We start from the raw sequence: 20,955 nt of genomic DNA, 5'->3' as shown, positions 1-20,955 counted from the left end.
GGTTCTCCTGTGGATCGTCAGCTGAGGCCGAGCAGATCGGCGGTGGCCGCGACGGTCGCGGCGTGGCGCAGGTGGGCGGCGTCGACGAGCATCCCGTCGAGTCCGGTGGCGCCCAGCCCGTTCGCCTCGGCGTCGCGGTAGGCGGCGACGACGCGGCGCGCGTGCGCGATCTCGTCGGACGTCGGGGCGAACGCGTCGTTCGCGATGTCCACCTGGGACGGATGGATGGCCCACTTGCCGGAGTAGCCCATGGCCGCGGCCTGGTCGCAGGCCGTGCGGTAGGCGTCCGGGGTCCTGTAGTTCGGGAACGGTGCGTCGATCGCGTCCACACCGGCCGAGCGGGCGGCGACGACGATCCGGGACCGCGCGTAGTGCCAGAGGTCGCCGGGGTACGGGACGACCGGGTCGAAGTTCGTGTCGACGCGGGCGCCCTGGGACGCGGAGAAGTCGCCGGCTCCGAAGATGATCGCCTCCAGCCGGTCCGAGGACCGGGCGATCTCGCCGACGTTCTCAAGGCCCTCCGTCTCCTCGATCAACACCTCGAGCGCGATGCCCTTGCGCGGCAGGTCGATCCATTCCTCGACCTGGGTGAGCAGGGTGTCCACCCACCAGACGTCGCGGGCGTGCCGGACCTTCGGGACGATGATCGTCTGGAGCGCCTCGCGGGCGTCCGTGACGACGTCGATCACGTCGCCGTACGCCCAGCGGGTGTCCACACCGTTCATCCGGATCGCGCGGGTGGTGCGCCCCCAGTCCAGCTCGCGCAGCGCCTTCGCGGCCTTGCCGCGGGCCGACTCGCGCTCGGCGGGTGCGCAGGCGTCCTCCAGGTCGAGGAACACCATGTCCGCCCCGGACGCGGCGGCCTTGGCGAACATGCGCTCGTTGCTGGCCGGGGTGGCCAGCTCGGAGCGACGGGGGCGGGGCGGGCGGGCCATCAGATGATCCCCTCGGTGCGCAGGGCGTCCCGCTCCTCGGTGGAGAGACCGAGCAGGCCGCCGTAGATCTCGTCGTTGTGCTCGCCGATGCCGGCGCCGAGGTGGTCGACGCGGCCCGGCGTGTGCGAGAACCGGGGGACCGGCCCCTGCACGGTCATCTCGCCGAGGTCCGGGTCGGGCACGGTCACGAACGTGCCGCGCGCCTCCAGATGCTCGTCGGCCCGCAGTTGCTCGGCCGTGTACACCGGCGCGGCGGCGACCTCGGCCTCCTCGAACACCGTCATCGCGTCGTCGAGCGTGCGTTCGGCGACCCACTCCGCGACGACGGAGTCGACCAGCTCGGCGTTCTTCAGGCGTTGCTGGGCCTCGGCGAACCGCGGGTCGGTCGTCAGGTCGGCCCGCCCGACGGCGCGCAGGGCCCGCATCGCGATCGACGGGGCGCTGCCGGACATGGCGAGCCAGTGCCCGTCCTTCGTCCGGTAGGTGTTGCGCGGGGCCGAGATGTCCCACCGGTTGCCGGTGCGGCCCGGGACGGTGCCCAGCTGGTCGTAGGTGAGCAGCGGCTGCTCGATGAGCCGGGTCAGCGGCTCGATCAGGTTGACGTCGATCAGCTGGCCCGGGCAGGCGTGGACGTCGCGGTGGTAGAGCGCCATCATCACGGCGAACGTCGCATTCAGGGCCGCGACGCCGTCGGCGAGCATGAACGACGGCAGCGTCGGCGGGCCGTCCGGCTCACCGGTGACGTGAGCGAACCCGCTCATCGCCTCGCCGAGCGTCCCGAAACCCGGCCGGTCCGCCTTCGGCCCGCCCGCCCCGTAGCCGGTGACGTGCACCATCACCAGCCCCGGGTTCGAGGACGACAGCGCCGCGTGGTCAAGGCCCCACCGCTCCAACGTGGACGGACGCAGGTTCATCACGACCACGTCGGCGGTGTCGGTCAGCCGGCGCAGCAGGTCGCGCCCGGCCTGCTCGCGCAGGTTGAGCGTCACGGACTTCTTGTTGCGTCCCAGGCTCTTCCACATGAGACCGACGCCGTCGCGCTGCGCGCCCCACTGCCGGATCGGGTCGCCGGGACCTGGCTGCTCGACCTTGATCACTTCGGCGCCGTGCTCGCCGAGCCAGGTGGCGACCAGCGGCCCCGCGGCCAGCGAGGCGGCGTCGATCACCCGGAGGCCTGCCAACGGGCCGGCGTGTGGCGTGCTCATCGTTCTCCTTCCCGGTGGGTGTCCTGCTCTGGGCCGGTGTCCGGGTGGCGCGCGCCGGCCCTCGGCGGCGCGGCGGCGTCCCGTGGCGCGCTGGTAGAGCCGGCGATCCGCAGACACGCGGGCACCAGCACCGGTCCGGCCTCGCCCGGGGTCTCCAGCTCGTCGAGCAGCAGGCCCGCCGCGCGTCGGGCCAGCTCGGCGTAGTCGGCCTCGACGATCGTCAACGGCGGGTCGCTCAACGTGAACCACGCCGGGTCGCCGTAGACGACGAGCGAGAGGTCGTCCGGGATCCGGCGCCCGGACGCGTGCGCCGCCTCGGCCACCCCGACCGACAGCGACCCGCCGCCACCGAGCAGCGCCGTCGCCGGGCCCCGCAGCAACTCGGCGGCCGCCGCACGCCCGTTCGACCGCGTCGGTTCGACGAGCCGGACGTGCAGCGCATCCGGGTCGAGGTCGGCCCGGGTCATGCCCTCCCGGACGCCCCGCAACCGCGTCGCGCCGTTCGACAGTGCCCGCGGCGTGCCGACGTACGCGATCTCCGTGTGCCCGAGCCCGGCAAGATGGGCGATGGCCTCGGTCATCGCGGTGGCGTCGTCGGCGAACACGCCCGGCCCGCCCAGGTCGGCCGAGCGGTGCAGCTCCACGGACGGGATCGACGCGAGCAGGCGGCGCGTCTCCGGCAGCACGAACGTGCTCGGGGAGATCACCAGCCCGGCGATCCGGCTGGCCACCAGCTCGCGGACCTGCTGAAGCTCGCGGTCGGGGTCGTTCTCGGTGATCGTCAGGATCATCTGGGTGCCGCCCGCGGACAGCAGCCGCGCGCACTCGGCCGCGACCGCGGAGTACGCGGGCGTGTCCACGTACGGGATGACGAACCCGACGAACGCACGGCTCGTGTTCGCCGACAGCGCGCTGGCCAGCCGGTTCGCCAGGTACCCGCGCTCCGTGGCGTGCGCCCGCACCCGTTCCGCGACGTCCGGCCGCACGGCGGAGCTGCCGTTCAGCGCGCGGGAGACCGTCGCGGTGGAGACTCCGAGCTCACGGGCCAGGTCGACGATGCCGACCGAGGACCGGCGCGTGCGGGCCATGGCGCTCCTTCGCGTACCGAGGCGGGATGTAAAGGCTTACATCGTCGGTGTTCTCAGGCAAGCACGCGGTGCGGCCGAGAGTCAACGCTCCATCTGGTGGACCAGGCCTCTGCCGGTCGCTCCGGTGGCCGGCGCAGTACCGGAGCTGCCGGACGGAGCCCCGGCCCGGCCGGTCGGTGCCGCAGCGCCAGGCCCGGCCGGTCGGTGCCGCACCCCGCTTCGGCGTGCCGCATCCGTCGCACCAGGTGCGGCACGCCGAGACGGGGTGCGACACGTGTGAACGGGGTGCGACGGTGGCGGACCAGGCGGCTCCGTGTCCTGTCACCTGCTCGGATGACTTTGGGTCACAACAACGCGACGACGGCCCGTTCGAGCAGGGCGGACAGCTCGTCGGCGTGTTGAGTGACAGGTGCGGCGCCGCGGTCCGTTCCGGACGGCCGAGCCGTCACCAGCTGGGCTTTCGCGCTTGGGGAGAAGGCGGCCCAGCTTGTGGAGCCTGGATCCTCGTCCCGCTTGGGGGCCGGACGAGGACCCAGGTCGCCGGCACAGGTAGCGGAGACGCCCCGGCGTGGTGCCTGGTCCGGCCGCGCGCCACGCACGCCCTCAGGCGGTCGACGGTCTGGAGACCGTGCGGGATCGGTCTCGTCAGCCCGGCCGGCCGAGTGGGCGAGACCACAGGAACAGAGACGTGACGACGGGACCGTGCGTGTGTCCAACAGATGTCAGGGCGTCGGGGAACACGGCGTCCCGCGGTCCTCGGGGAGCGGCCGCGGCCCTGATGGCCGGGGCCTGCGGGGGCGGGTCCCGGCCGGGCGTCACCGGGGGTAGGGGGGTGATCTGGCGTGCGTCGTTGCGAGCGTGCTCGCCCCACGGCGGGGGCGGGGCTCGACGCACGAGATGTCGGTCATGTCGAGGCAGCGGGAGGCGGTCGAGGATCGAGCTCTGACCGGGCCACGCCCGCTGCACCGTGGTCCTCGCGCTTCCGGATGATGCCGTGAGCCCACAGTCGGAGAGAACGGAGCCGGGGAGCCTCGACGCCGCCGCGGACGAGTGGCTGATCGGCAAGATCCGCCGCGGCGACAGCGACGCCTACGAAGAGCTCGTGCGGCGCCACCGTGACCGCATCTACCGCATCGCGCTCCGGATGATCGGCAACCCGCACGACGCCGACGACATCGCCCAGGACGTGGTGCTGTCGCTGTGGACGACACTGACCGGGTTCTCCGGGAACAGCCGATTCACCACCTGGCTCTACCGGGTAGTCGTCAACCGCTGCATCAATCTGATCGAGCGACGTCCGGAACACGAACCGCTGCAGAACCCGGATGTCCCGATCGCCGGCGCCGATGCCGAGGCCGAGGCGAAGCAGGCCGCGCTGGCCGCGCTGGCCGCGATCGGCGCACTGCCGCCCGACCAGCGCGCGGTGGTGGTGCTCGTCGACATCGAGCAGATGCGCTACCAGGAAGTCGCCAGCATCCTGAACGTGACGCCGGCGACCGTGCGGGGCCGGCTCCACCGAGCACGCCGCCACCTCCTCTACTCCCTGCGAGATTGGGCATGAGCATCCAGGACGGGCCCGACCCCGGCGAGCTGCTCCGGTGCGGGCGTCACGCCGACGCGCTGCTCGACCAGGTAGCCGCCGGGCAGGCCGGACAGTACGACGCCCATCAGAGCGACTGCGTGCACTGTCAGGCCGCACTGGCCGAGTACGAACGCCTGTGGGCACCGATGCGCCAACTCGCGGCCCAGAAGATCGCCGCCCCCGAAGGACGTATCGACCGGATCATGCAACGCCTGCGCGGGGCCCTGTCCGAACCGGACTACGCGCTGCTGACCGACCCCGCAGGCACGACCCGGATTGCGGCCCGCGTCATCCTGGTCACCGCACGCCACGGTGCCCAGGCCGTACCCGGCGTACGGGTCGCACTGAGCCGCGCACTCGACCCCCCGTCCAGCGGTGCACCGGTCTCGATCGGTGTCGTCGGCGAGAGCGTCGCCATCGAGATCACCCTCGCGGCCGACTACGGCCGCGACCTCGCCCTGCTCGCCGAGCACGTCCGGACCGTCGTCGCCGATCGCATCCACCGAACCACCGGTCTCCACGCAGCGACCGTCACCGTGATCATCGACGACGTCCTCACCTGACGACACCCCTGTGTGCTACGCCACAACGTCGGAGGCGTGACGACCGGCTCCCTCGTCGGGTCACACATCCAGGACCACACCGTGGGCCGTTCGCTCCCCCGACACGGAGATCAGGTATGGACGAGCACGATGCCGCAATCCTGCACGACATCCTCACCGCCGAGCGTCTGACCAGGGCCGCCGGCGCCGAGGACGAACTGATCATCAGGTGGGAACGGCTCCGTGACCACCGCAGACACGAACGGGCCGGACGTCGCCATCTCCGCGAGATCCGTCATGGCTGACACACCACCCGCCACGAGCGAGCCGGGCGCCCCCGAATCCGCTGCCGCAACGCCGAGTCCCCTACCCGTGGGCAGCGCCTCGGCTCGCCAACAGGGATGTCTCTGCTCGGTGCTGGCCAACGCCGGCTACCGCGTCGGAGCCGTGACCGAGCCGCTGATCGACCCCCGCTGCCCGATCCACCACCAGAACGCCTCATCGACCGCCGTCTGAACACTGATCCACCCATCGATCCCACGTAGATCACCTGCACGGAGACGGAACGCCCCACCGCGACTGACCACGACGGAGTCACCGCGATGCTCGACCCCGACCGGGACCGGCTGAGCTGGGTGCTCGCCCAGATCGAGGCCGAACTGCAGCGCCGCGGCGGCGCCCTCCTGCTCAGCACCGCCCGCGAGCTGGCCCGCGACCACCTCGAGCGCCACCACCCCTGGAACGGCCACGGGGCCGAACCGCTCGCACGCATGCGAGCCCGTCTCGAGGTCCTCAGCGACCTACTTCCACCCTGACCACGAGTCCGCCGACGACGCGCCAACCAGCCCGGGCCCGGCCGACCGAGCACCGCCCCACACGGGACAGACCCGACCCGGACGCGGGACAAGGGAATCGGCGACGACGTCCCGGAGCGCGCACCGGTGGACGACCCGCGGCGGCTACTGGCCGGGTGACGTCAGGGCGAACGATGGACCGACCACGCCGACCAGAGCCGTGCGAACGGACCGTGGCCCCGGGCCAGTACGTCCGGCGGCCCGGACTCGACGGTCCGGCCGTGCTCCAGGACGACCACCCGGTCGGCCGCCGCGGCCTGGCTCAACCGGTGCGCGACGACGAGTCCTGTCCGGCCGACGAGCACCCGCTCGCAGGCCGTCTCGAGGACACGGGCGCCCGCGCTGCCCGCCTCGGCGGTGGCCTCGTCGAGAACGACGATCCGCGGATCGGCCAGCAACACCCTGGCGAGCGCGATCTGCTGGGCCTGGGTCGGGCTCACGGCGACGCCGCCCGCCCCGACCCGGGTGCGGATGCCGTCCGGGAGCGTGCGCGCCCAGGACAGCGCCCCGGCCGTCTCGAGTGCCCGCTCGAGATCGTCGTCGGTGGCGTCCGGGGCGGCCAGCCGCAGGTCCTCGGACAGCGGCCCGGCGAACACGTGGCCGTCCTGGGTCAGCAGGACGCAGGTGCGGCGCAGGGTCGTGCCGTCGAGGTCGGCGACATCGGTCCCGCCCAGCGCGACGGTGCCGCGGCCGGGCCGGTGCACGCCGGCGACGAGCGTGGCCAGCGTCGTCTTGCCGGCCCCCGTGGTACCGACGACGGCCACCCGACCGCGGTCGGGTACGTCGAGATCGATCCCGTCCAGCACGTCCGGGAGCCCCGGGGCGTACCGGAAGGACACGTCCCGTACCCGGACCCGGCCGTCGACAGGTCCGGAGCCCGCCCCCGACGCCGGGCGCGGCGCGATCGCGGCGACGCCGACGAGCCGGGCGAAGGCTGCCCCCGCGGTCTGGGCGTTGTCGAACAGGCCGAGCAGCGCGTTGAACGGGTCGAACAGCCGGTGGAAGTACAGCGCGGCGGCGGCCGCCGTCCCCGTTGTCGCCGCGCCGGCGCCGACCAGCCAGTACCCGACCGCGACGATGGCACACAGACCGGTCAGCTCGCCGTAGTTGAGCTTGCCGAAGAACCGGCGCTGCACCGCGGCCAGCCGGATCGACAGCTGTCGGGCCTCGTCGGAGCGCGCGGCGACCAGCGCGGTGTGCTCGGCCGAGCGCCGGTAGGCGCGCACCGTGGCGGCACCGCCGACCGTCTCGACGATCTGCTGCGCCCGCGCACCCTCCGCGACCCGCTCGGCCCGGGAGATCGGGACGACCGTCCGCAGGTACCAGCGCAGGGCGATCACCTGCAGCGGCACGGCGGTCAGCCCGGCGAGCGCGAATCGCCAGTCCAGCAGGAGCAGCGCAGCGAGCGTGAGCGCGATGGTCAGTCCCGCCTCGACGAACGTCGGCAGTACGCCGGAGACCGCCTCGTTGACGGACTCGACGTCACCGGACACCCGCGCGACCAGGTCGCCGGTGCCGGCCCGCTCGACCTCGTGTGCGGGGATCTCCAGCGCACGGGCGACGACGTTCTCCCGCACCCCGGCCGTGAGGTCCTGGCCGAGCCGGGCCATCAGGGCGCTCCCGGCGCCGGTCAGCAGCGCCTGGCCGACGGCGGCGCCGAGCAGGACCCCGGCGAGCCCGACGAGCTCACCCGTCGCGCGGTGGCCGACCACGACGTCGACCATCGCGCCGAGCACCCACGGTCCGGCCAGCCCACACACCGTGCCCGGCACCAGCGTGACGACCGTCCCGGTGAGAAGGCCCGGCCGGCTCCGGAGCAGGCGGCGGGTCTCCGCCCGGACCTCGCGAGACCCCGCGGTGGGCAGCAGCCCGGTCACGACAGCACCAGCTCCCGATAGCGCGGTCGCTCGGCGGACAGCCGTGCGTGGGTGCCCTCGACGACGCCACCGTCGTGCTCGTCGTCGACGAGGACGACGCGGTCGGCGGCGGCGAGCAGGATCGGGCTCGTCGTGATCAGGATCGTCGTCCGCCCGCGGCGCAGCTCGTGGAGCCGCTCGGCGATGCCCGTCTCGGTCAGCGCGTCGACCGCGGTCGTCGGTTCGTGCAGGACCAGCACCGGGGCGTTCGTGGCGAGCGCCCTGGCCAGCGCGACCCGCTGGCGCTGCCCGCCGGACAACGCCCGACCGCGTTCGCCGACGGGCGCGTCGAGTCCACCGTGGACGACGGCGGCGACCTGGTCGGCGTCCGCTGCGTGCGCGGCGGCGGCGACCCGCCGATCCGCGTCGGGGCCGTCCGCTCCGAACGCGATGTTGTCCCGGATCGAGCCGGTGAACAGCGGTGCGTCGTGCCGGGCCACGTGCAGGACACGGCGGACGGCGTCCGGGTGGAGGGCCTCCAGCGCCGTCCCGCCGAGCCGGACCCGCCCGTCCGGCGGCTCGGCCTCGCATCCGAGCACGGCGAGCAGCGCCTCCGGCGCGCCGGGGGTGCCGAGCACCACGCCGACCGACTCACCGGGCGCGACCTCGAGGTCGACGGGAGGCCCGACGCCGGTCCGCAGATCGTGGATCCGCAGGGCCGTACCGGCGTCGTCGACGGTGCCGGGCCGGATCGCGAACGGCGCGTCGAGCAGCGTCGCGACCCGTCCGGCCGATGCCCGTGCCCGCGACACCTGCGCGCCGACCGTCATGATCCGCGTCAGGGGTCCGAGCAGGAACTGGGTCAGTCCGAGCGCCGCGACGAACTCGCCGACTGAGATCGAACCGTCGATCGCGAGGCTTCCGCCGAGCACGGCGACGACGGCGAGGAACAGCCCGGTGACGGCCGTTACCAGTCCACTGCGGACCGCGATCAGCACGGCGGCGCGCGTCCCGGCATCCCGGGCCGCCGCACTCACCGCCGCATAGCGGGCGGCCGCGACCGTCTCCGCGCCGAGCCCCGCCAGCACGCGCAGCCCGGACAGCAGGTCGGTCGCCGTCGTCGCGGCACGGGCGGCGGCCGCCTGCTCGGTGGCACTGCGCCGCACGAGCGGCCCGGACAGCAGCGAGGTGGCGACCACGACCGGGACGATCCCGGCCAGGACGACGACCCCGAGCAGCACCGACGCGTCCAGCAGCAGGACGGCGCCGACCACGAGCGCGGCCACTGCGCCGGCGGACGTCCACACCGCCGCGTTCACCATGCCGACGCGCTGCGCGTCCGATGTGGAGATGGAGAACACCTCTCCGGTCGGGAGTGCGTCGCGGTCGACGCCCCGCGGGTGCAGCGCGCGCTCGGTGATCCGCACTCGCAGCGCGTGCCCGGCACCCTGGGTGGCGCGCCGGACCAGCCGGCCGCCGCCGCGCATGGACGCCGTGAGGGCGGCGAACAGCACCACGAACCCGACCAGCACGCCGGTCAGCGCCGCGGGGTCCTGGCGCCCGATCGCGCCGTCCACGGCGACCCCGATCAGGACCGGGACGAGTGCTTCGCAGGCCTGGTGGACCATCGCGAGCGCGGAGGCCGGGACGACCCGGCGCCACTGGCCCACGATCGCCGCGCGCAGGACCGTACCCTCCCCGGTCACTTGACTCCGGCCCCCATGTTGGTAAGCCTCCCCTGAGGTTCGATTACGAGATGCAACATACGGGGAGTGGCATGGTGGGGGGCAAGGGCCGCGGCCGGTGGGCCGCCGTCGCGACGGTGGCCGTCGCGCTGACGCTGGTGGCGGCGTGTGGTTCGTCCGGATCCGAGCAGGCGGGGGCGACGGGAGCCGCGGGAGCGTTTCCGGTCACCGTCGACGGCAAGCTCGGACCGGCCACGATCCCGGCGAAGCCGCTACGGGTCGTGGCGATGAGCTGGACCGACGCCGACGTCGCGCTCGGCATGGGCGTGACGCCGGTCGGGATGGCGTCGGTGTCCACCGCGGACGGCGGTATCGAGCCGTGGACGAAGGCGGTGCTCGGGACCGCACCGGCGCCCGAGCTGTTCGACGTGACACGAGCCGACCCGATCGAGACCGTGGCCGCACTGAAGCCGGACGTGATCCTGGCCACCAAGGACTACAACCTGGAGCAGAGCTACGCCGATCTCAGCCGTATCGCGCCCGTCGTCGGGTACCGGAACGCGCCGAACGCCGACACCTGGCAGGACACGACGACCCGGATCGGCACGGCACTCGGCGTGCCGGACGCGGCGAAGCGCTCGATCGACGACGCGAACGCGGCCGTCGCCGCCGCCCGTGGGCAGCACCCGGAGTTCGCGGACCGGACGTTCGGGCTGCTGGTGGGCCCGTCGCCGGACGGCGTCTACGCGGTCAACTCGGTCGACGACGCCTCGGCAGGGCTTCTGTCCGGGCTCGGGCTCACGCTGACCCCGACGATCGCCGGCACGCCGGCGTCCGGGATCCCGGGCCGGACGAAGCTGTCCTACGAGCAGCTCACGCTCGCGCAGGCCGACGTGCTGCTGGCGACCGGTCCGCCGTCGGGGCTGGCGCGACTGAAGGCCACACCCTCGTTCACGGCGCTGCCCGTGGTCGCGCGCGGCGGGTACGTTCCGCTGGACGCCGCGACGGCCCAGTCGATCGCGTTCCCGTCACCGATCAGCATCCGCTGGGGGATCGGCACGATCGCGCCGAAGATCTCGACCGCGTTGAAGGGATGACCCGATGGCCACCACCACCGACCGTTCGGACCCCGGGGGCCGGGTCGCCGAGGCGCGGGCCCGGCGGACCGGATGCGCCAAGGTGTCCTACCCGATCGGGATCCGCAGGCTGGTCGTGCGCCGCACCCGGCGGATCGGGTCGGCGATCGTGCGGGTCACGCTCGGAGGAGCCGGACTGGACGGGTTCCTCAGCTTCTGCCCGACCGAGCACGTCCGCCTGATCTTCCCCGACCCCGACGGCACGTTGCGGCTGCCGGAGCCGAACGGTCAGATGCTCCGCTGGCCGCGCCCGATGCCACGGTCGCGGGAGTACACCGTGCGCCGGTTCGACCCGGACTCCGGCGAGCTGGACATCGATCTGGTGCTGCACGACGGCGGGCTCGCCGCCGGCTGGGCGGAGACGGTCGCCGTGGGCGAGGAGATCGACGTCGCCGGCCCGCCCGGTGGACTCGCCGTCCCGGACGGCTACGACCGGTTCCTGCTCGCTGGTGACATCACCGCCCTGCCTGCCATGGCGCGGTGGCTGGAGGCGCTGCCGGCGGACGCGGCCGGATGGGCGTTCGTCGAGGTCGCCGACTCCTCCGAGGAGATCGAGCTGGGCCGACCGGACGGCGTCGCGGTGCGATGGGTGCACCGCGGTCCGGTCCCGCCAGGGTCGTCCGACGCACTCGCCGACGCGGTGCGGCAGGTCGAGATCCCGGAGGGCTCGACGGTCTTCGCCTGGGTCGGTGGGGAAGCGGGCGCCATCCGCCCGCTGCGCCGCTGGATCCGTGACGAGCTCGGGCTCGGCCCGGACGACCACGAGGTGACGGGGTACTGGAAGCGCGGCGTGGCCGACTTCGAGGAGGACGACGACCACGACCACGACCACGACCACGAGTGACCGCTCGGTCGGACGCCGTCGGCACCGACTCGGGGTCGACCTGATCGTCGTCGCGGGCGACGCCGCGACGCCGGGCCGACGCCGCGTGCGCCGGGAGCGGTCATGGTTCGGTGCCCGTCCCGCCGGCCCCGACCTGGCGTGGGCGGGGCCGCGCGTCAGCCCTCCAGCCGGACGGCCACCTCGACCTGCCCGCGTGCGGTCCGGCGGGCGACGGCGTGCCCGTCACGGCCACCGTCGAGGTCGAGCGTGATCGGACCGCCCTCGCCGAGGAAGTTGCGCCACCACTTCTTGGCGTCCGGCAGCATCACGGTGATCGTGACGGCGTCCCCGTCGCGGTGGTAGCCGACCGGGAGCGAGAACGTCCGCCCGGAGCGTCGTCCGGTGTAGGTGACGGTCGTGAACCGACGCCGGGCCCACGGTCCGAGGCGGGGATGGTCGCGCAGGGCGAGCACCCGGGAGTTGACGGCGTCGACGAGGCGACGGGGGAGCCGGTTCACGGTGATCATGCCCGGTTCAACGCCGCGAAGTGGAGTAGGCTTTCCACTTTCGCGGAGGTGAGAGTGATGGGTGCCGAGGTCTCCCACCTACCGCCGTTGCGGGCCGACGCGCGCCGCAACCGGGACCGGATCGTCGACGTCGCGCGCACGCTGTTCGCCGACCGCGGCCTGGACGTCCCGATGACTGCGGTCGCCCGGCGGGCCGGCGTCGGCGCCGCCACGCTGTACCGGCGGTTCCCGACCAAGGAGGCGCTGGTCACGCAGGTGTTCGCGGACCAGTTCGCCCGCTGCGTCGCCGTCGTCGACGACGCGCTGGCCGACCCGGACCCGTGGCGTGGCCTGCGGGATGTCGTCGCGACGCTGTGTGCGATGCAGGCCGCCGACCGCGGATTCTGCGCCGCGTTCGTGACCGCGTTCCCGGACGCGATCGACATCGGCCGGGAGCGCGACCGGGCCCTGTCCGGGCTGGCCGAGCTCGTGCGCCGGGCGCAGGAGGCCGGGCTGCTGCGCGCCGACGTGACCGTCGACGACCTCGTCCTGCTGCTGCTGGCGAACCGAGGCCTGGTGGCCGGCACGGCGGAGGAGGCGCGGGCGGCGTCCCGGCGCCTGGTCGGGTTCGTCCTCGACGCCCTGCGGGCCGACCGGACGCACCGGGAGCCGTTGCCGCCGCCCGTCGCCGTCGACCTTCACCGCCTGCTCGACACCGGTCCGGACCGCCCCCGCCGACCGGGATCGCCCGGCGGCCCGTGATCACGTCGTTCGGCTGATGTACGGTCGTCGACCGCGCGTCGACCCGGACCGGGGCGAGGTGGCGTGGGCGCGAGGCGGCGTCCCCCGTACGTCGCCTCGCGTCGCGGCTACCTCATTTTCATGAAGTCCACGACGGCCGTGTCTCTTTTCTCGCGGCCGCTGATACCTTTTCCGTCGTCGGCCGGAATAGGTCGGGAATGCATTGTCCTCGGCCGTCCGGGCGATCCACTCAGGTGCCCCGGAAATGTGCGTCAGGCTGGAGAGCCCGATGAATTCTCGGAGATATTGGCGTGACGCGCAGATGGATTCGGCGGCGGAGTTCGCCGGATTGTCGTTGCCCGACCTGCTGGACGCCCGCGACGCCTATCACGTCCATCTGTTGCGCCAGCCGAACGTCGTCGCGACCGCGGTCGGGCGCTATCTGGTGCGCACCGAGGACGAGGGCTCCGACGCGGACGCCCCGATGCGGCTCGCCGACCGGCTGGCACTGCCGCCGGGCGAGCGGCCGCCCCGCACCCTGCAGAACTCGAGCGTCCGCCCGTGGTCCTGGCCGTGCGTCCTGGTGTTCGTCGACAGGTGGATGGACGCCGACGAGATCCACGCCGCGCCCGACGAGATGGTGCCGCGGCGGCTCTACCTCCCGGACGGCCGGATGGTGCCCACCTGCGTCGTGTACGCCCCGCCCGTGCCGTCCGGTGCCACCGCGCGCCTGCCCGCCACGCTGAGCTTCCCGAGCGCGCTGTTCGGCGGTGGCTACGCGTGCCTCGCGGCGGTGCAGGGCGGCCAGCGCTCCGGGACGATCGCCTGCGTCGTGACCGACGGCCTGCGGACGTACGCGCTCACCAACCGGCACGTCGCGGGACGGGCCGGCCAGGTCGTCACGACGATGGTCGGTGGCGACGAGGTCCGGCTCGGCGTCGCGGCCGGGAAGTCGGTCGGCCGGCTGCCGTTCGAGCACGCCTACCCGGGGCTCGCCGGACGGCGGGCCGAGGTCGCGGTCGACGCCGGGCTGATCGAGGTCGACGACGTCGGCCGGTGGACCACGCAGATCTTCGGCGTCGGCGAGCTCGGGCCGATGGTCGACCTCGGACCGGAGACCCTGAGCCTGGGGATGCTCGGCGAACCGGTGCGGGCGTTCGGCGGGGCGTCCGGACCGATGACCGGCGAGGTCACGGCGCTGTACTACCGGTACCGGACCCGCGCCGGCGTCGAGTACCTGGCGGACGCCGTCGTCGGCCCGCGGGTGGGTCAGTCGACGACACCGACCCGGCCGGGCGACTCCGGGACGCTCTGGGTGCTCGACGAGCCCGCGGCCGACACCGGGTCCACCGATCCGGTCCCGACCGCGCGGCCGCTCGCCCTGCAGTGGGGCGGGCACCTGTTCGCCGGCGCCGACCCGACGCCGGAGACCACCCCGTACGCGCTGGTCAGCTTCCTCAGCACGGCGTGCCGGGCGCTGGACGTCGAGCCGGTCACGAGCGGGGACGGGACGTCCGAGCTGTACTGGGGCGAGGTCGGGCACTACACGATCGGGGCGCTCGCCTGCGATCTCGTCCAGCCCGCCGCGCTGAAGAAGTACTTCGTCGCGAACCGGACCCGGATCTCGTTCGACCTCGCGACGCTGGCCGCGGGCGGCTACAAGACCGGGGACGCCGACGTGTTCCACCCGCTGGCCGACGTGCCGGACACGGTGTGGAAGCGGCGCAAGAAGGGGTGGATCCGGCCGAAGGAGAGCCCGAACCACTTCGCGGACATGGACGACCCGGTCTCGGACACCGATCCGACGACGCTGATGTCGATGTTCGACAAGGACCCGGCGACCGTCGATCCGTCCACGTGGGACGCGTTCTACACGGAGAAGTCGGTCGCCGTGAACCACAGAGGACTGCTGCCGTTCCGGGTGGCGCAGCTCTACCGGATCGTCGTCGACGCCCTGGCCGACGGGGACACCCCGAGGGCGCTCGCCGCCGCCGGGGTGATGGCGCACTACGTCGGCGACGCGTGCCAGCCCCTGCACACCTCCCGCTGGCACGACGGGCGTGACGAGTCGGAGAAGGGCGTGCACTCCGACTACGAGACCGCGATGGTCTCCGACGAGCAGGCCGCGCTCGCGACCGGGCTCGAGGACGCCCTGAAGGGGGCCCGGCCGATGGACACGGTCACGGGCCATCGTGAGGCGGCGCTCGCCGTCGTCGAACTGATGGCACGCACGATCCGCACGCTCCCGCCGGAGAAGCTGCTCGACGCGTGGGTCACCACGGACCGCGACGACATCCGCGGCCACAGCACCGAGCTGTGGGCGCTCGTCGGGGAGCCGACGATCGCCTGCATCGCCGACGGCTGCCGCACGCTCGCCATGCTCTGGAGCAGCGCGTGGAAGGAGGCCGGGGCGAAGGCGCCCGCGGCGAAGGCCGTGGACCCCGACGTGCTGGAGAAGCTCTACATGGACCCGGAGTTCGCCCCGTCGGTGTACCTGCCCGACCACGTGAAGGACTGGTAGCGGCTACTCCGGGCCCTGGCCCGTGACCTGCTCGTACGACACCGGTGCCGGCGCCTCGACCGGTGCGTAGATCACCCGGATCACGCCGGTCGGGAACACCTCGGTGGCCGTGACCTTCAGGTGGTACGGCACCGCGCCGTCGTCGAACAGCTTCTGGCCCTTGCGCGCGGCCACCGGGTGCACGAGCAGCCGGAGCTCGTCGACGAGGCCGGCGGCGAGCAGCTGCTGGACGATCGAGATCGAGCCGGGGATGAGCACGCCGGTGACCCCGGGCTCGTCCTTGAGCGCCGTGACGGCCTCGACGAGGTCGCCCCGCAGCTGCTCGGAGCCGCGCCAGGTGAACTCGAGCGGCGAGCGGGAGACGACGACCTTGCGGGTGTCGCCGAGGCGCGCCGCGAACGTCGCGTCCTCGCCGCCCGCGGCCTCACGGTCCGGCCATGCGCCGGCGAAGCTGTCGTAGGTCCCGCGGCCGAGCAGGAGCACGTTGCCCTGCTCGTAGTCCTCGCCGACGGCGCGGCCCATGTTCTCGTCGAAGGAGGGGAAATGCCAGGCGAAGTCGATCTCGGCGACGCCGTCGGCGGTGATGAACAGGGTGGAGACGACCTTCGCCATGGCGGTGGTCCCTTCCGGTCGGGGATGTCGGCAGGAGGGACCGGCGTCGCACACGGATCTCATCGTTGTCCGACGCAACCTTGCCCGGTGACGTCCGCGGGCTCCGTCGCCGCGGCGATCACGTGCGGGTGGCGGGCCGGGCCCCGGTGCTCCGTCGCGTCAGGTCCGGGCGACCGTGACCAGCCTCCGGATCTCCTCCGCGACGACGCCGGGCTCGGTGATCGGGACGTAGTGGCCCGAGTCGTGCGCCAGCACGTGCCGACCCGCGGGCGACGCGGCGGCGCGCCCGGCGTGCGCGGAGTTGGCGTCGGCGCGGGTCCGTGCGTTCATGCCGGACCCGGTCCGGGCGCCGGAGACGACGGTGACCGGGATGTCACCCAGCTCCGGCGGCGCGTCCCGGAACGCGACGAGCTCGTCGAGGTACGTGCGGGTCTGGGCGATGTGGGTGCGGACCAGCTCCGGCGTGAACCCCTCCCGCTCCATGTCGGCCCGCGCATCCGGCGGCAGCCGACGCATCATCGGCCGGTACAGGCGCCCGAGCAGGCCGGCGCGGGCGAGCGCCAGGTTGAGCCGCACGACGACCTTCTCGGCGATCCGGAACGGCCGTCCGAACAGGACCTCGGACGCCTCGTCCGAGGGGTCGACGAGCACGAGGCCCGCGATGCGCTCCGGACGGGCCGCCGCCGCGAGCCGGACGATCGGACCGCCCGCGCTGTGCCCGACCAGCACGAACGGGCCGTCGCCGAGCCCGTCGAGCAGCCCGTCGAGGTCGTCGGCCATACGCCGCATCGTGCGCGAGACCGGGTCCGGCGCGCTGCGGCCCATTCCGGACCGGTCGTAGACGACGGCGTGCGCGAACGCCGCGACCAGCGGCTGCACCAGCGCCCACGAGGAGCGGGTGGCGCCCGCACCGGCCTCGAACACGACGGTCGGGGGCGCCGCCCCGGCGGCCAGCTCCGTCGCGTACAGCTCGCGCCCGTCCGGCAGCCGGACCGGCCGAGGCTCGCCCTGTACGTGCCTCACCGGTGCCCCGACCGGCGGTCGCGCCATAGCAGCACGGTGCTCGCGCCCAGGCTGACCAGGTTCCCGAGGCTGATCCCCGCGCCCTGCAGCGCGTGCCGGGCCGGACCGGGCAGGACGTGGCTCGCGGTGAGCGCGGTCGCCGCGGCGATCGGCGCCAGCGGCGCGACGATCGGCCCCGACCAGCGGGGGTAGGCCGTGTCGCCGCGTCGGACGGCGTCGACGATCAGCGCGGACGCGACGACGACCGCGGCGCCGAACGGCACGTACGCGCTGATCGTCGCGCGCTCGAACGCCGTGGCCGTGGCCAGCAGCCGCTCCCGCGCCCGCGCGTCGTCGGCGAGCTCCTCCAGATCCTTGTAGGACTGTCCGGTGTGGAAGAACGAGCCGTGCACGAACGACGCCCAGGTCCACGCGCCGGCGAGGATCAGGGCCGGTGGCAGCGCTCGTCGCGGCCCGGCCGGGGCGAGGCCCTCGTGCAGGTGCCACACGGCCGCGAGGTACAGCGGCGTGGCGTAGACACCGGCCAGCGCGCCCGCGGTGAGTCGGGCCGTGGACGAGGGCACCATCGACAGCACCGGTTCGTCCACGCCGTCGATCGCGACGAGGGCGGGATGGGCGGCGGGTTCGACCTTGCGGCCGAGCAGCAGCACGTCTCCGACCACGTAGGCCGCCGACGCGAGCACGCCGGCGAGCCCGGCGGCGCGCACGAGGTTCTTCCGTCTCATGCGTACAGATTAGGCGAACCTAACCACCGACTGGCGAGCCCTCAGTTGACCTGGCGGTCGCGACCCTCCCAGTACTCGGCGCGCAGCTTGAACTTCTGCAGCTTGCCGGTCGCCGTGCGGGCCAGCTCGTCGCGGAACTCGACCGACGTCGGGGCCTTGTAGCGGGCCACCCTGCTCTTGCAGTGCTCGATCAGCTCCGCCTCGTCGGCAGAGGCGCCCGGCGCGAGCACGACGAGCGCCTTGATCGTCTCGCCCCACTTGTCGCTGGGCACGCCGATCACCGCGACCTCGGCCACCGCCGGGTGGCTGAACAGCGCGTCCTCGACCTCGATCGACGACACGTTCTCGCCGCCGGTGATGATCACGTCCTTGCGCCGGTCGCTGATCGTGACGTAGCCGTCGTCGCCGATCGTGCCGCCGTCACCGGTGTGGAAGAACCCGCCCTTGAGCTTGTCCGCCGTCTCCTCCGGCTGCTCCCAGTAGCTCTTGAGTACGACGTTGGAGCGGGCCAGGACCTCGCCCTCGTTGTCGACCTTCATCGTCACGCCGATCGCGGGTGCACCGGCCCTGCCGAGCTTCGCGGCGCGCTCCTCCGGCTCGAGGTCGTCCCACTCGGCGCGGTTGCGGTTGATCGTCAGCAGCGGGCTGGTCTCGGTCAGGCCGTAGATCTGGATGAACTCCCAGCCGAGCTGGGTCTCGATCTCCGCGATCGTCCGGGACGGCGGCGGCGCGCCCGCCACGACGATCCGGACGCGCCCGCGGCCGGGGATCTCGCCGTCCCAGTCGGCCGCGGCCGCCAGCACGGAGCTGACGACGGCCGGTGCCGCGCACATCATCGTCACGCCGTGCTCGTCGACCCGGCGCAGGATCTCCGCACCGTCCACCTTGCGCAGCACGATGTGCTTGCCGCCCATACCGGTCATGCCGAACGGCATGCCCCAGCCGTTCGCGTGGAACATGGGCAGCGTGTGCAGGTAGACGTCCCGGTCGCTGACGCCGGTGTGCAACGCGAACGTCGTCGCGTTCACCCAGATGTTGCGGTGGGTGATCTCCACGCCCTTCGGGCGGGCCGTCGTGCCGCTCGTGTAGTTGATCGTCGCGGTGGCGTTCTCGTCCGGCTCCCACGCCTGCGGTTCGACGCCGAACCGGTACATCTCCTCGTCGCCGTGGTCGCCCAGGACGATCGTGCGCGCGCACGGGACGCTCTTGAGCGACTCCTCGAGCTCCGGGTCGACGAGCAGCAGGCTCGCCCCGGAGTGCTCGACGATGTAGGTCACCTCGTCGACCGAGAGCCGGAAGTTGATCGGGACCAGCACCCGTCCGTACCCGGAGACGCCGAAGAACGACGTCAGCAGCCGCGCGCTGTTGTGCGAGACGATCGCGACCCGCTCGCCGACGCCGACGCCCATCGCGTCCAGCCCGGCGGCCTGGGCGCGGGCCAGCTCCGCGACCCGCGCGTAGGTGAGGCCGGTCAGCGGGGCGGCGGGCTGGTCGGGTTCGTCGACGATCCCGGTCCGTTCGCCGTAGACGAGCTCGGCTCTGTCGATGAAGTCGCGGACGCCGAACGGGACCTGCATGCTGCGCTCCATGGTCGGTGCGGCTGCGGCGCCGCGGATCACCCGAGCGTAGTCCTTGCGGTGACAGCCGCCACGTGAGCGACGTTCGGGGGCATGACCCGGGGGTGTCGGCAGCTAGGCTGGATCGGTGAAGGTACTCCTGCTGGAGAGCATCCACCCGGTCGCCGCCGAGGCGTTCCGGCGCGAGGGCTTCGACGTCGAGGAGCGTCCGGGGTCCCTGCCCGCCGACGAGCTGGCCGCCGCGCTGGACGGGGTGTCGCTGCTCGGGATCCGCTCCAACACCACGATCACCGCGGAGGTGCTCGACGCCGGCAAGGAACTGCTGGCCGTCGGGTGTTTCTGCATCGGGACCAACCAGGTCGACCTGACCGCGGCCGCCGAGCGTGGCATCGCCGTGTTCAACGCGCCGTTCTCGAACACGCGCAGCGTCGTCGAGCTGGTCATGGGCGAGATCATCGCGCTGGCCCGGCGACTGCCCGAGAAGACGCAGCGCATGCACGAGGGCGTCTGGGACAAGTCCGCGCGCGGCAGCCACGAGGTCCGCGGGCGCACGCTCGGCATCGTCGGGTACGGCAACATCGGAACGCAGCTGTCCAGCGTCGCCGAGTCCGTCGGCCTGCGGGTGATCTTCTACGACACGGCCGACCGGCTCGCGTTCGGCAACGCCCGTCGCGTCGGGACGATCGAGGAGCTGCTCGCGCAGTCGGACTTCGTCAGCATCCACGTGGACGGGCGCCCCGGGAACGCCGGCCTGTTCGGCGCGGACCAGTTCTCCGCCATGAAGCCGGGGTCGATCTTCATCAACGCCTCGCGCGGGATGGTCGTCGACGACGTGGCGCTGCGCGAGAACATCGAGTCCGGGCACCTGTCCGGGGCCGCGATCGACGTGTTCCCGATCGAGCCGAAGGCCCAGGGCGACGAGTTCGAGTCCCCGCTGCGCGGCCTGGCCAACGTCATCCTCACCCCGCACGTCGGCGGGTCCACACAGGAGGCGCAGGAGGAGATCGGGCACTTCGTGTCCGGCAAGCTGACCGGCTTCGTCGCAGGCGGAGGGACGGCGCTGTCGGTGAACATGCCGCAGGTCGCCAACCCGCAGCCGCAGGGCGCGTTCCGCATGGGCTACCTGCACCGCAGCGAGCCGGGCGTGCTGGCCGGCATCAACCAGACGCTCGCGGACGCGAAGGTGAACGTGGTCGGGCAGTCGCTGTCCACCCGCGGCGAGTACGGCTACGTCGTCACCGACACCGACGCCGAGATCTCCGACGAGACGCTCGCCGGACTGCGCAGCGCGCCGCAGACGGTCTGGCTGCGCACCTGGACGCCCTGACGGATCCCGCTCACGGCCCGTGCCCGCGACTCCTCGCGGGCACGGGCCGTTTCGCGTCCTGGGGCGAGCGCTCGGTGGGCGAGCGGAGCTCTCGCGTGGCCCGGCCCGGACGAGAGCAGCTCTCGCCCTGGGTCGGGGAGGGATCCTGACCCTCAGGTGTGACCGCTGACACACTCGGAGCCGAAAGCTACCGGCTCAGAGGCTCACGAGCAAGATG

The 20,955-nt window shown here is 73.1% G+C and carries 19 protein-coding genes; 8 read left to right on the top strand and 11 right to left on the bottom strand.

Features of this window, described 5'->3' with window-relative positions; translation table 11 throughout:
- Positions 1-17: 17 nt before the first annotated feature.
- From EV378_RS10260 to EV378_RS10250, 3 genes are read right to left on the bottom strand one after another with little or no spacing between them, the layout of a single operon-like run.
- On the bottom strand, positions 18-935 hold the full coding sequence (locus EV378_RS10260; protein WP_132423163.1) for an HpcH/HpaI aldolase/citrate lyase family protein: 918 nt from the start codon (positions 933-935) through the stop codon (positions 18-20).
- The gene (locus EV378_RS10255) at positions 935-2,140 is read right to left on the bottom strand and encodes a CaiB/BaiF CoA transferase family protein (protein ID WP_132423160.1); all 1,206 of its coding nucleotides are present in this window, start codon (positions 2,138-2,140) and stop codon (positions 935-937) included. Before EV378_RS10255 ends, EV378_RS10260 begins: the two co-directional genes overlap by 1 nt.
- Entirely contained in the window at positions 2,137-3,228 is a 1,092-nt protein-coding gene (locus tag EV378_RS10250; protein WP_132423157.1) for a LacI family DNA-binding transcriptional regulator, read from the bottom strand. The genes EV378_RS10255 and EV378_RS10250 overlap by 4 nt, the downstream gene beginning before the upstream one ends.
- 967 nt (positions 3,229-4,195) lie before the next feature.
- Between EV378_RS10250 and EV378_RS10245 the strand changes: the two genes are divergently transcribed.
- Both EV378_RS10245 and EV378_RS10240 read left to right on the top strand, forming a co-directional pair.
- Positions 4,196-4,789 (top strand): RNA polymerase sigma factor, encoded by a 594-nt coding sequence (locus EV378_RS10245; protein WP_243653374.1) that lies wholly within the window; start codon positions 4,196-4,198, stop codon positions 4,787-4,789.
- Positions 4,786-5,373: an Asp23/Gls24 family envelope stress response protein gene (locus EV378_RS10240; RefSeq protein ID WP_132423154.1), complete on the top strand. Its 588-nt coding sequence runs from the start codon at positions 4,786-4,788 to the stop codon at positions 5,371-5,373. The genes EV378_RS10245 and EV378_RS10240 overlap by 4 nt, the downstream gene beginning before the upstream one ends.
- Positions 5,374-5,483: 110 nt before the next feature.
- On the opposite strand, the gene EV378_RS35285 is transcribed toward EV378_RS10240, so the two are convergent.
- On the bottom strand, positions 5,484-5,651 hold the full coding sequence (locus tag EV378_RS35285; protein WP_165922223.1) for a hypothetical protein: 168 nt from the start codon (positions 5,649-5,651) through the stop codon (positions 5,484-5,486).
- 303 nt (positions 5,652-5,954) lie between these two features.
- Here EV378_RS35285 and EV378_RS10235 point away from each other — a divergent pair, with 303 nt between their 5' ends.
- The gene (locus EV378_RS10235) at positions 5,955-6,167 is read left to right on the top strand and encodes a hypothetical protein (protein ID WP_132423151.1); all 213 of its coding nucleotides are present in this window, start codon (positions 5,955-5,957) and stop codon (positions 6,165-6,167) included.
- A 161-nt stretch (positions 6,168-6,328) separates the two neighbouring features.
- Here EV378_RS10235 and EV378_RS10230 read toward each other — a convergent pair whose 3' ends face one another.
- Positions 6,329-8,083: an ABC transporter ATP-binding protein gene (locus EV378_RS10230; RefSeq protein WP_132423148.1), complete on the bottom strand. Its 1,755-nt coding sequence runs from the start codon at positions 8,081-8,083 to the stop codon at positions 6,329-6,331.
- A complete protein-coding gene (locus EV378_RS10225) occupies positions 8,080-9,768 on the bottom strand; it encodes an ABC transporter transmembrane domain-containing protein (protein WP_243653373.1) in 1,689 nt (562 codons plus the stop codon). Before EV378_RS10225 ends, EV378_RS10230 begins: the two co-directional genes overlap by 4 nt.
- A gap of 71 nt (positions 9,769-9,839) precedes the next feature.
- Here EV378_RS10225 and EV378_RS10220 point away from each other — a divergent pair, with 71 nt between their 5' ends.
- Positions 9,840-10,844, top strand: coding sequence for an ABC transporter substrate-binding protein (locus EV378_RS10220; protein WP_165922222.1), 1,005 nt, complete (start codon positions 9,840-9,842; stop codon positions 10,842-10,844).
- 4 nt (positions 10,845-10,848) lie between these two features.
- A complete protein-coding gene (locus tag EV378_RS10215; protein ID WP_132423142.1) occupies positions 10,849-11,727 on the top strand; it encodes a siderophore-interacting protein in 879 nt (292 codons plus the stop codon).
- A 155-nt stretch (positions 11,728-11,882) separates the two neighbouring features.
- Here the strand turns inward: EV378_RS10215 and EV378_RS10210 are convergent, their stop codons facing one another.
- Positions 11,883-12,233, bottom strand: coding sequence for a hypothetical protein (locus tag EV378_RS10210; protein WP_132423139.1), 351 nt, complete (start codon positions 12,231-12,233; stop codon positions 11,883-11,885).
- A gap of 57 nt (positions 12,234-12,290) precedes the next feature.
- Here EV378_RS10210 and EV378_RS10205 point away from each other — a divergent pair, with 57 nt between their 5' ends.
- Both EV378_RS10205 and EV378_RS10200 read left to right on the top strand, forming a co-directional pair.
- The gene (locus EV378_RS10205; protein WP_132423136.1) at positions 12,291-12,974 is read left to right on the top strand and encodes a TetR/AcrR family transcriptional regulator; all 684 of its coding nucleotides are present in this window, start codon (positions 12,291-12,293) and stop codon (positions 12,972-12,974) included.
- 301 nt (positions 12,975-13,275) lie between these two features.
- Complete coding sequence (locus EV378_RS10200) at positions 13,276-15,474, top strand: Nal1-like putative serine protease (protein WP_132423133.1); 2,199 nt, start codon at positions 13,276-13,278, stop codon at positions 15,472-15,474.
- 3 nt (positions 15,475-15,477) lie between these two features.
- On the opposite strand, the gene EV378_RS10195 is transcribed toward EV378_RS10200, so the two are convergent.
- From EV378_RS10195 to EV378_RS10180, 4 genes are all read right to left on the bottom strand, one after another.
- On the bottom strand, positions 15,478-16,086 hold the full coding sequence (locus tag EV378_RS10195) for a dihydrofolate reductase family protein (protein ID WP_132423130.1): 609 nt from the start codon (positions 16,084-16,086) through the stop codon (positions 15,478-15,480).
- A 159-nt stretch (positions 16,087-16,245) separates the two neighbouring features.
- The gene (locus EV378_RS10190) at positions 16,246-17,136 is read right to left on the bottom strand and encodes an alpha/beta fold hydrolase (RefSeq protein WP_132423127.1); all 891 of its coding nucleotides are present in this window, start codon (positions 17,134-17,136) and stop codon (positions 16,246-16,248) included.
- Complete coding sequence (locus tag EV378_RS10185; protein WP_132423124.1) at positions 17,106-17,834, bottom strand: DUF6796 family protein; 729 nt, start codon at positions 17,832-17,834, stop codon at positions 17,106-17,108. The genes EV378_RS10190 and EV378_RS10185 overlap by 31 nt, the downstream gene beginning before the upstream one ends.
- Positions 17,835-17,875: 41 nt before the next feature.
- The gene (locus tag EV378_RS10180) at positions 17,876-19,411 is read right to left on the bottom strand and encodes an AMP-binding protein (protein ID WP_132423121.1); all 1,536 of its coding nucleotides are present in this window, start codon (positions 19,409-19,411) and stop codon (positions 17,876-17,878) included.
- 127 nt (positions 19,412-19,538) lie between these two features.
- Between EV378_RS10180 and serA the strand changes: the two genes are divergently transcribed.
- On the top strand, positions 19,539-20,738 hold the full coding sequence (gene serA / locus EV378_RS10175) for a phosphoglycerate dehydrogenase (protein ID WP_132423118.1): 1,200 nt from the start codon (positions 19,539-19,541) through the stop codon (positions 20,736-20,738).
- The last annotated feature ends 217 nt before the right edge of the window (positions 20,739-20,955 follow it).

The organism is Pseudonocardia endophytica, assembly GCF_004339565.1.
Lineage (GTDB): Bacteria > Actinomycetota > Actinomycetes > Mycobacteriales > Pseudonocardiaceae > Pseudonocardia > Pseudonocardia endophytica.
Note: the sequence above shows the minus strand (reverse complement) of the source record. Positions and strands in the feature narration are given on the sequence as shown.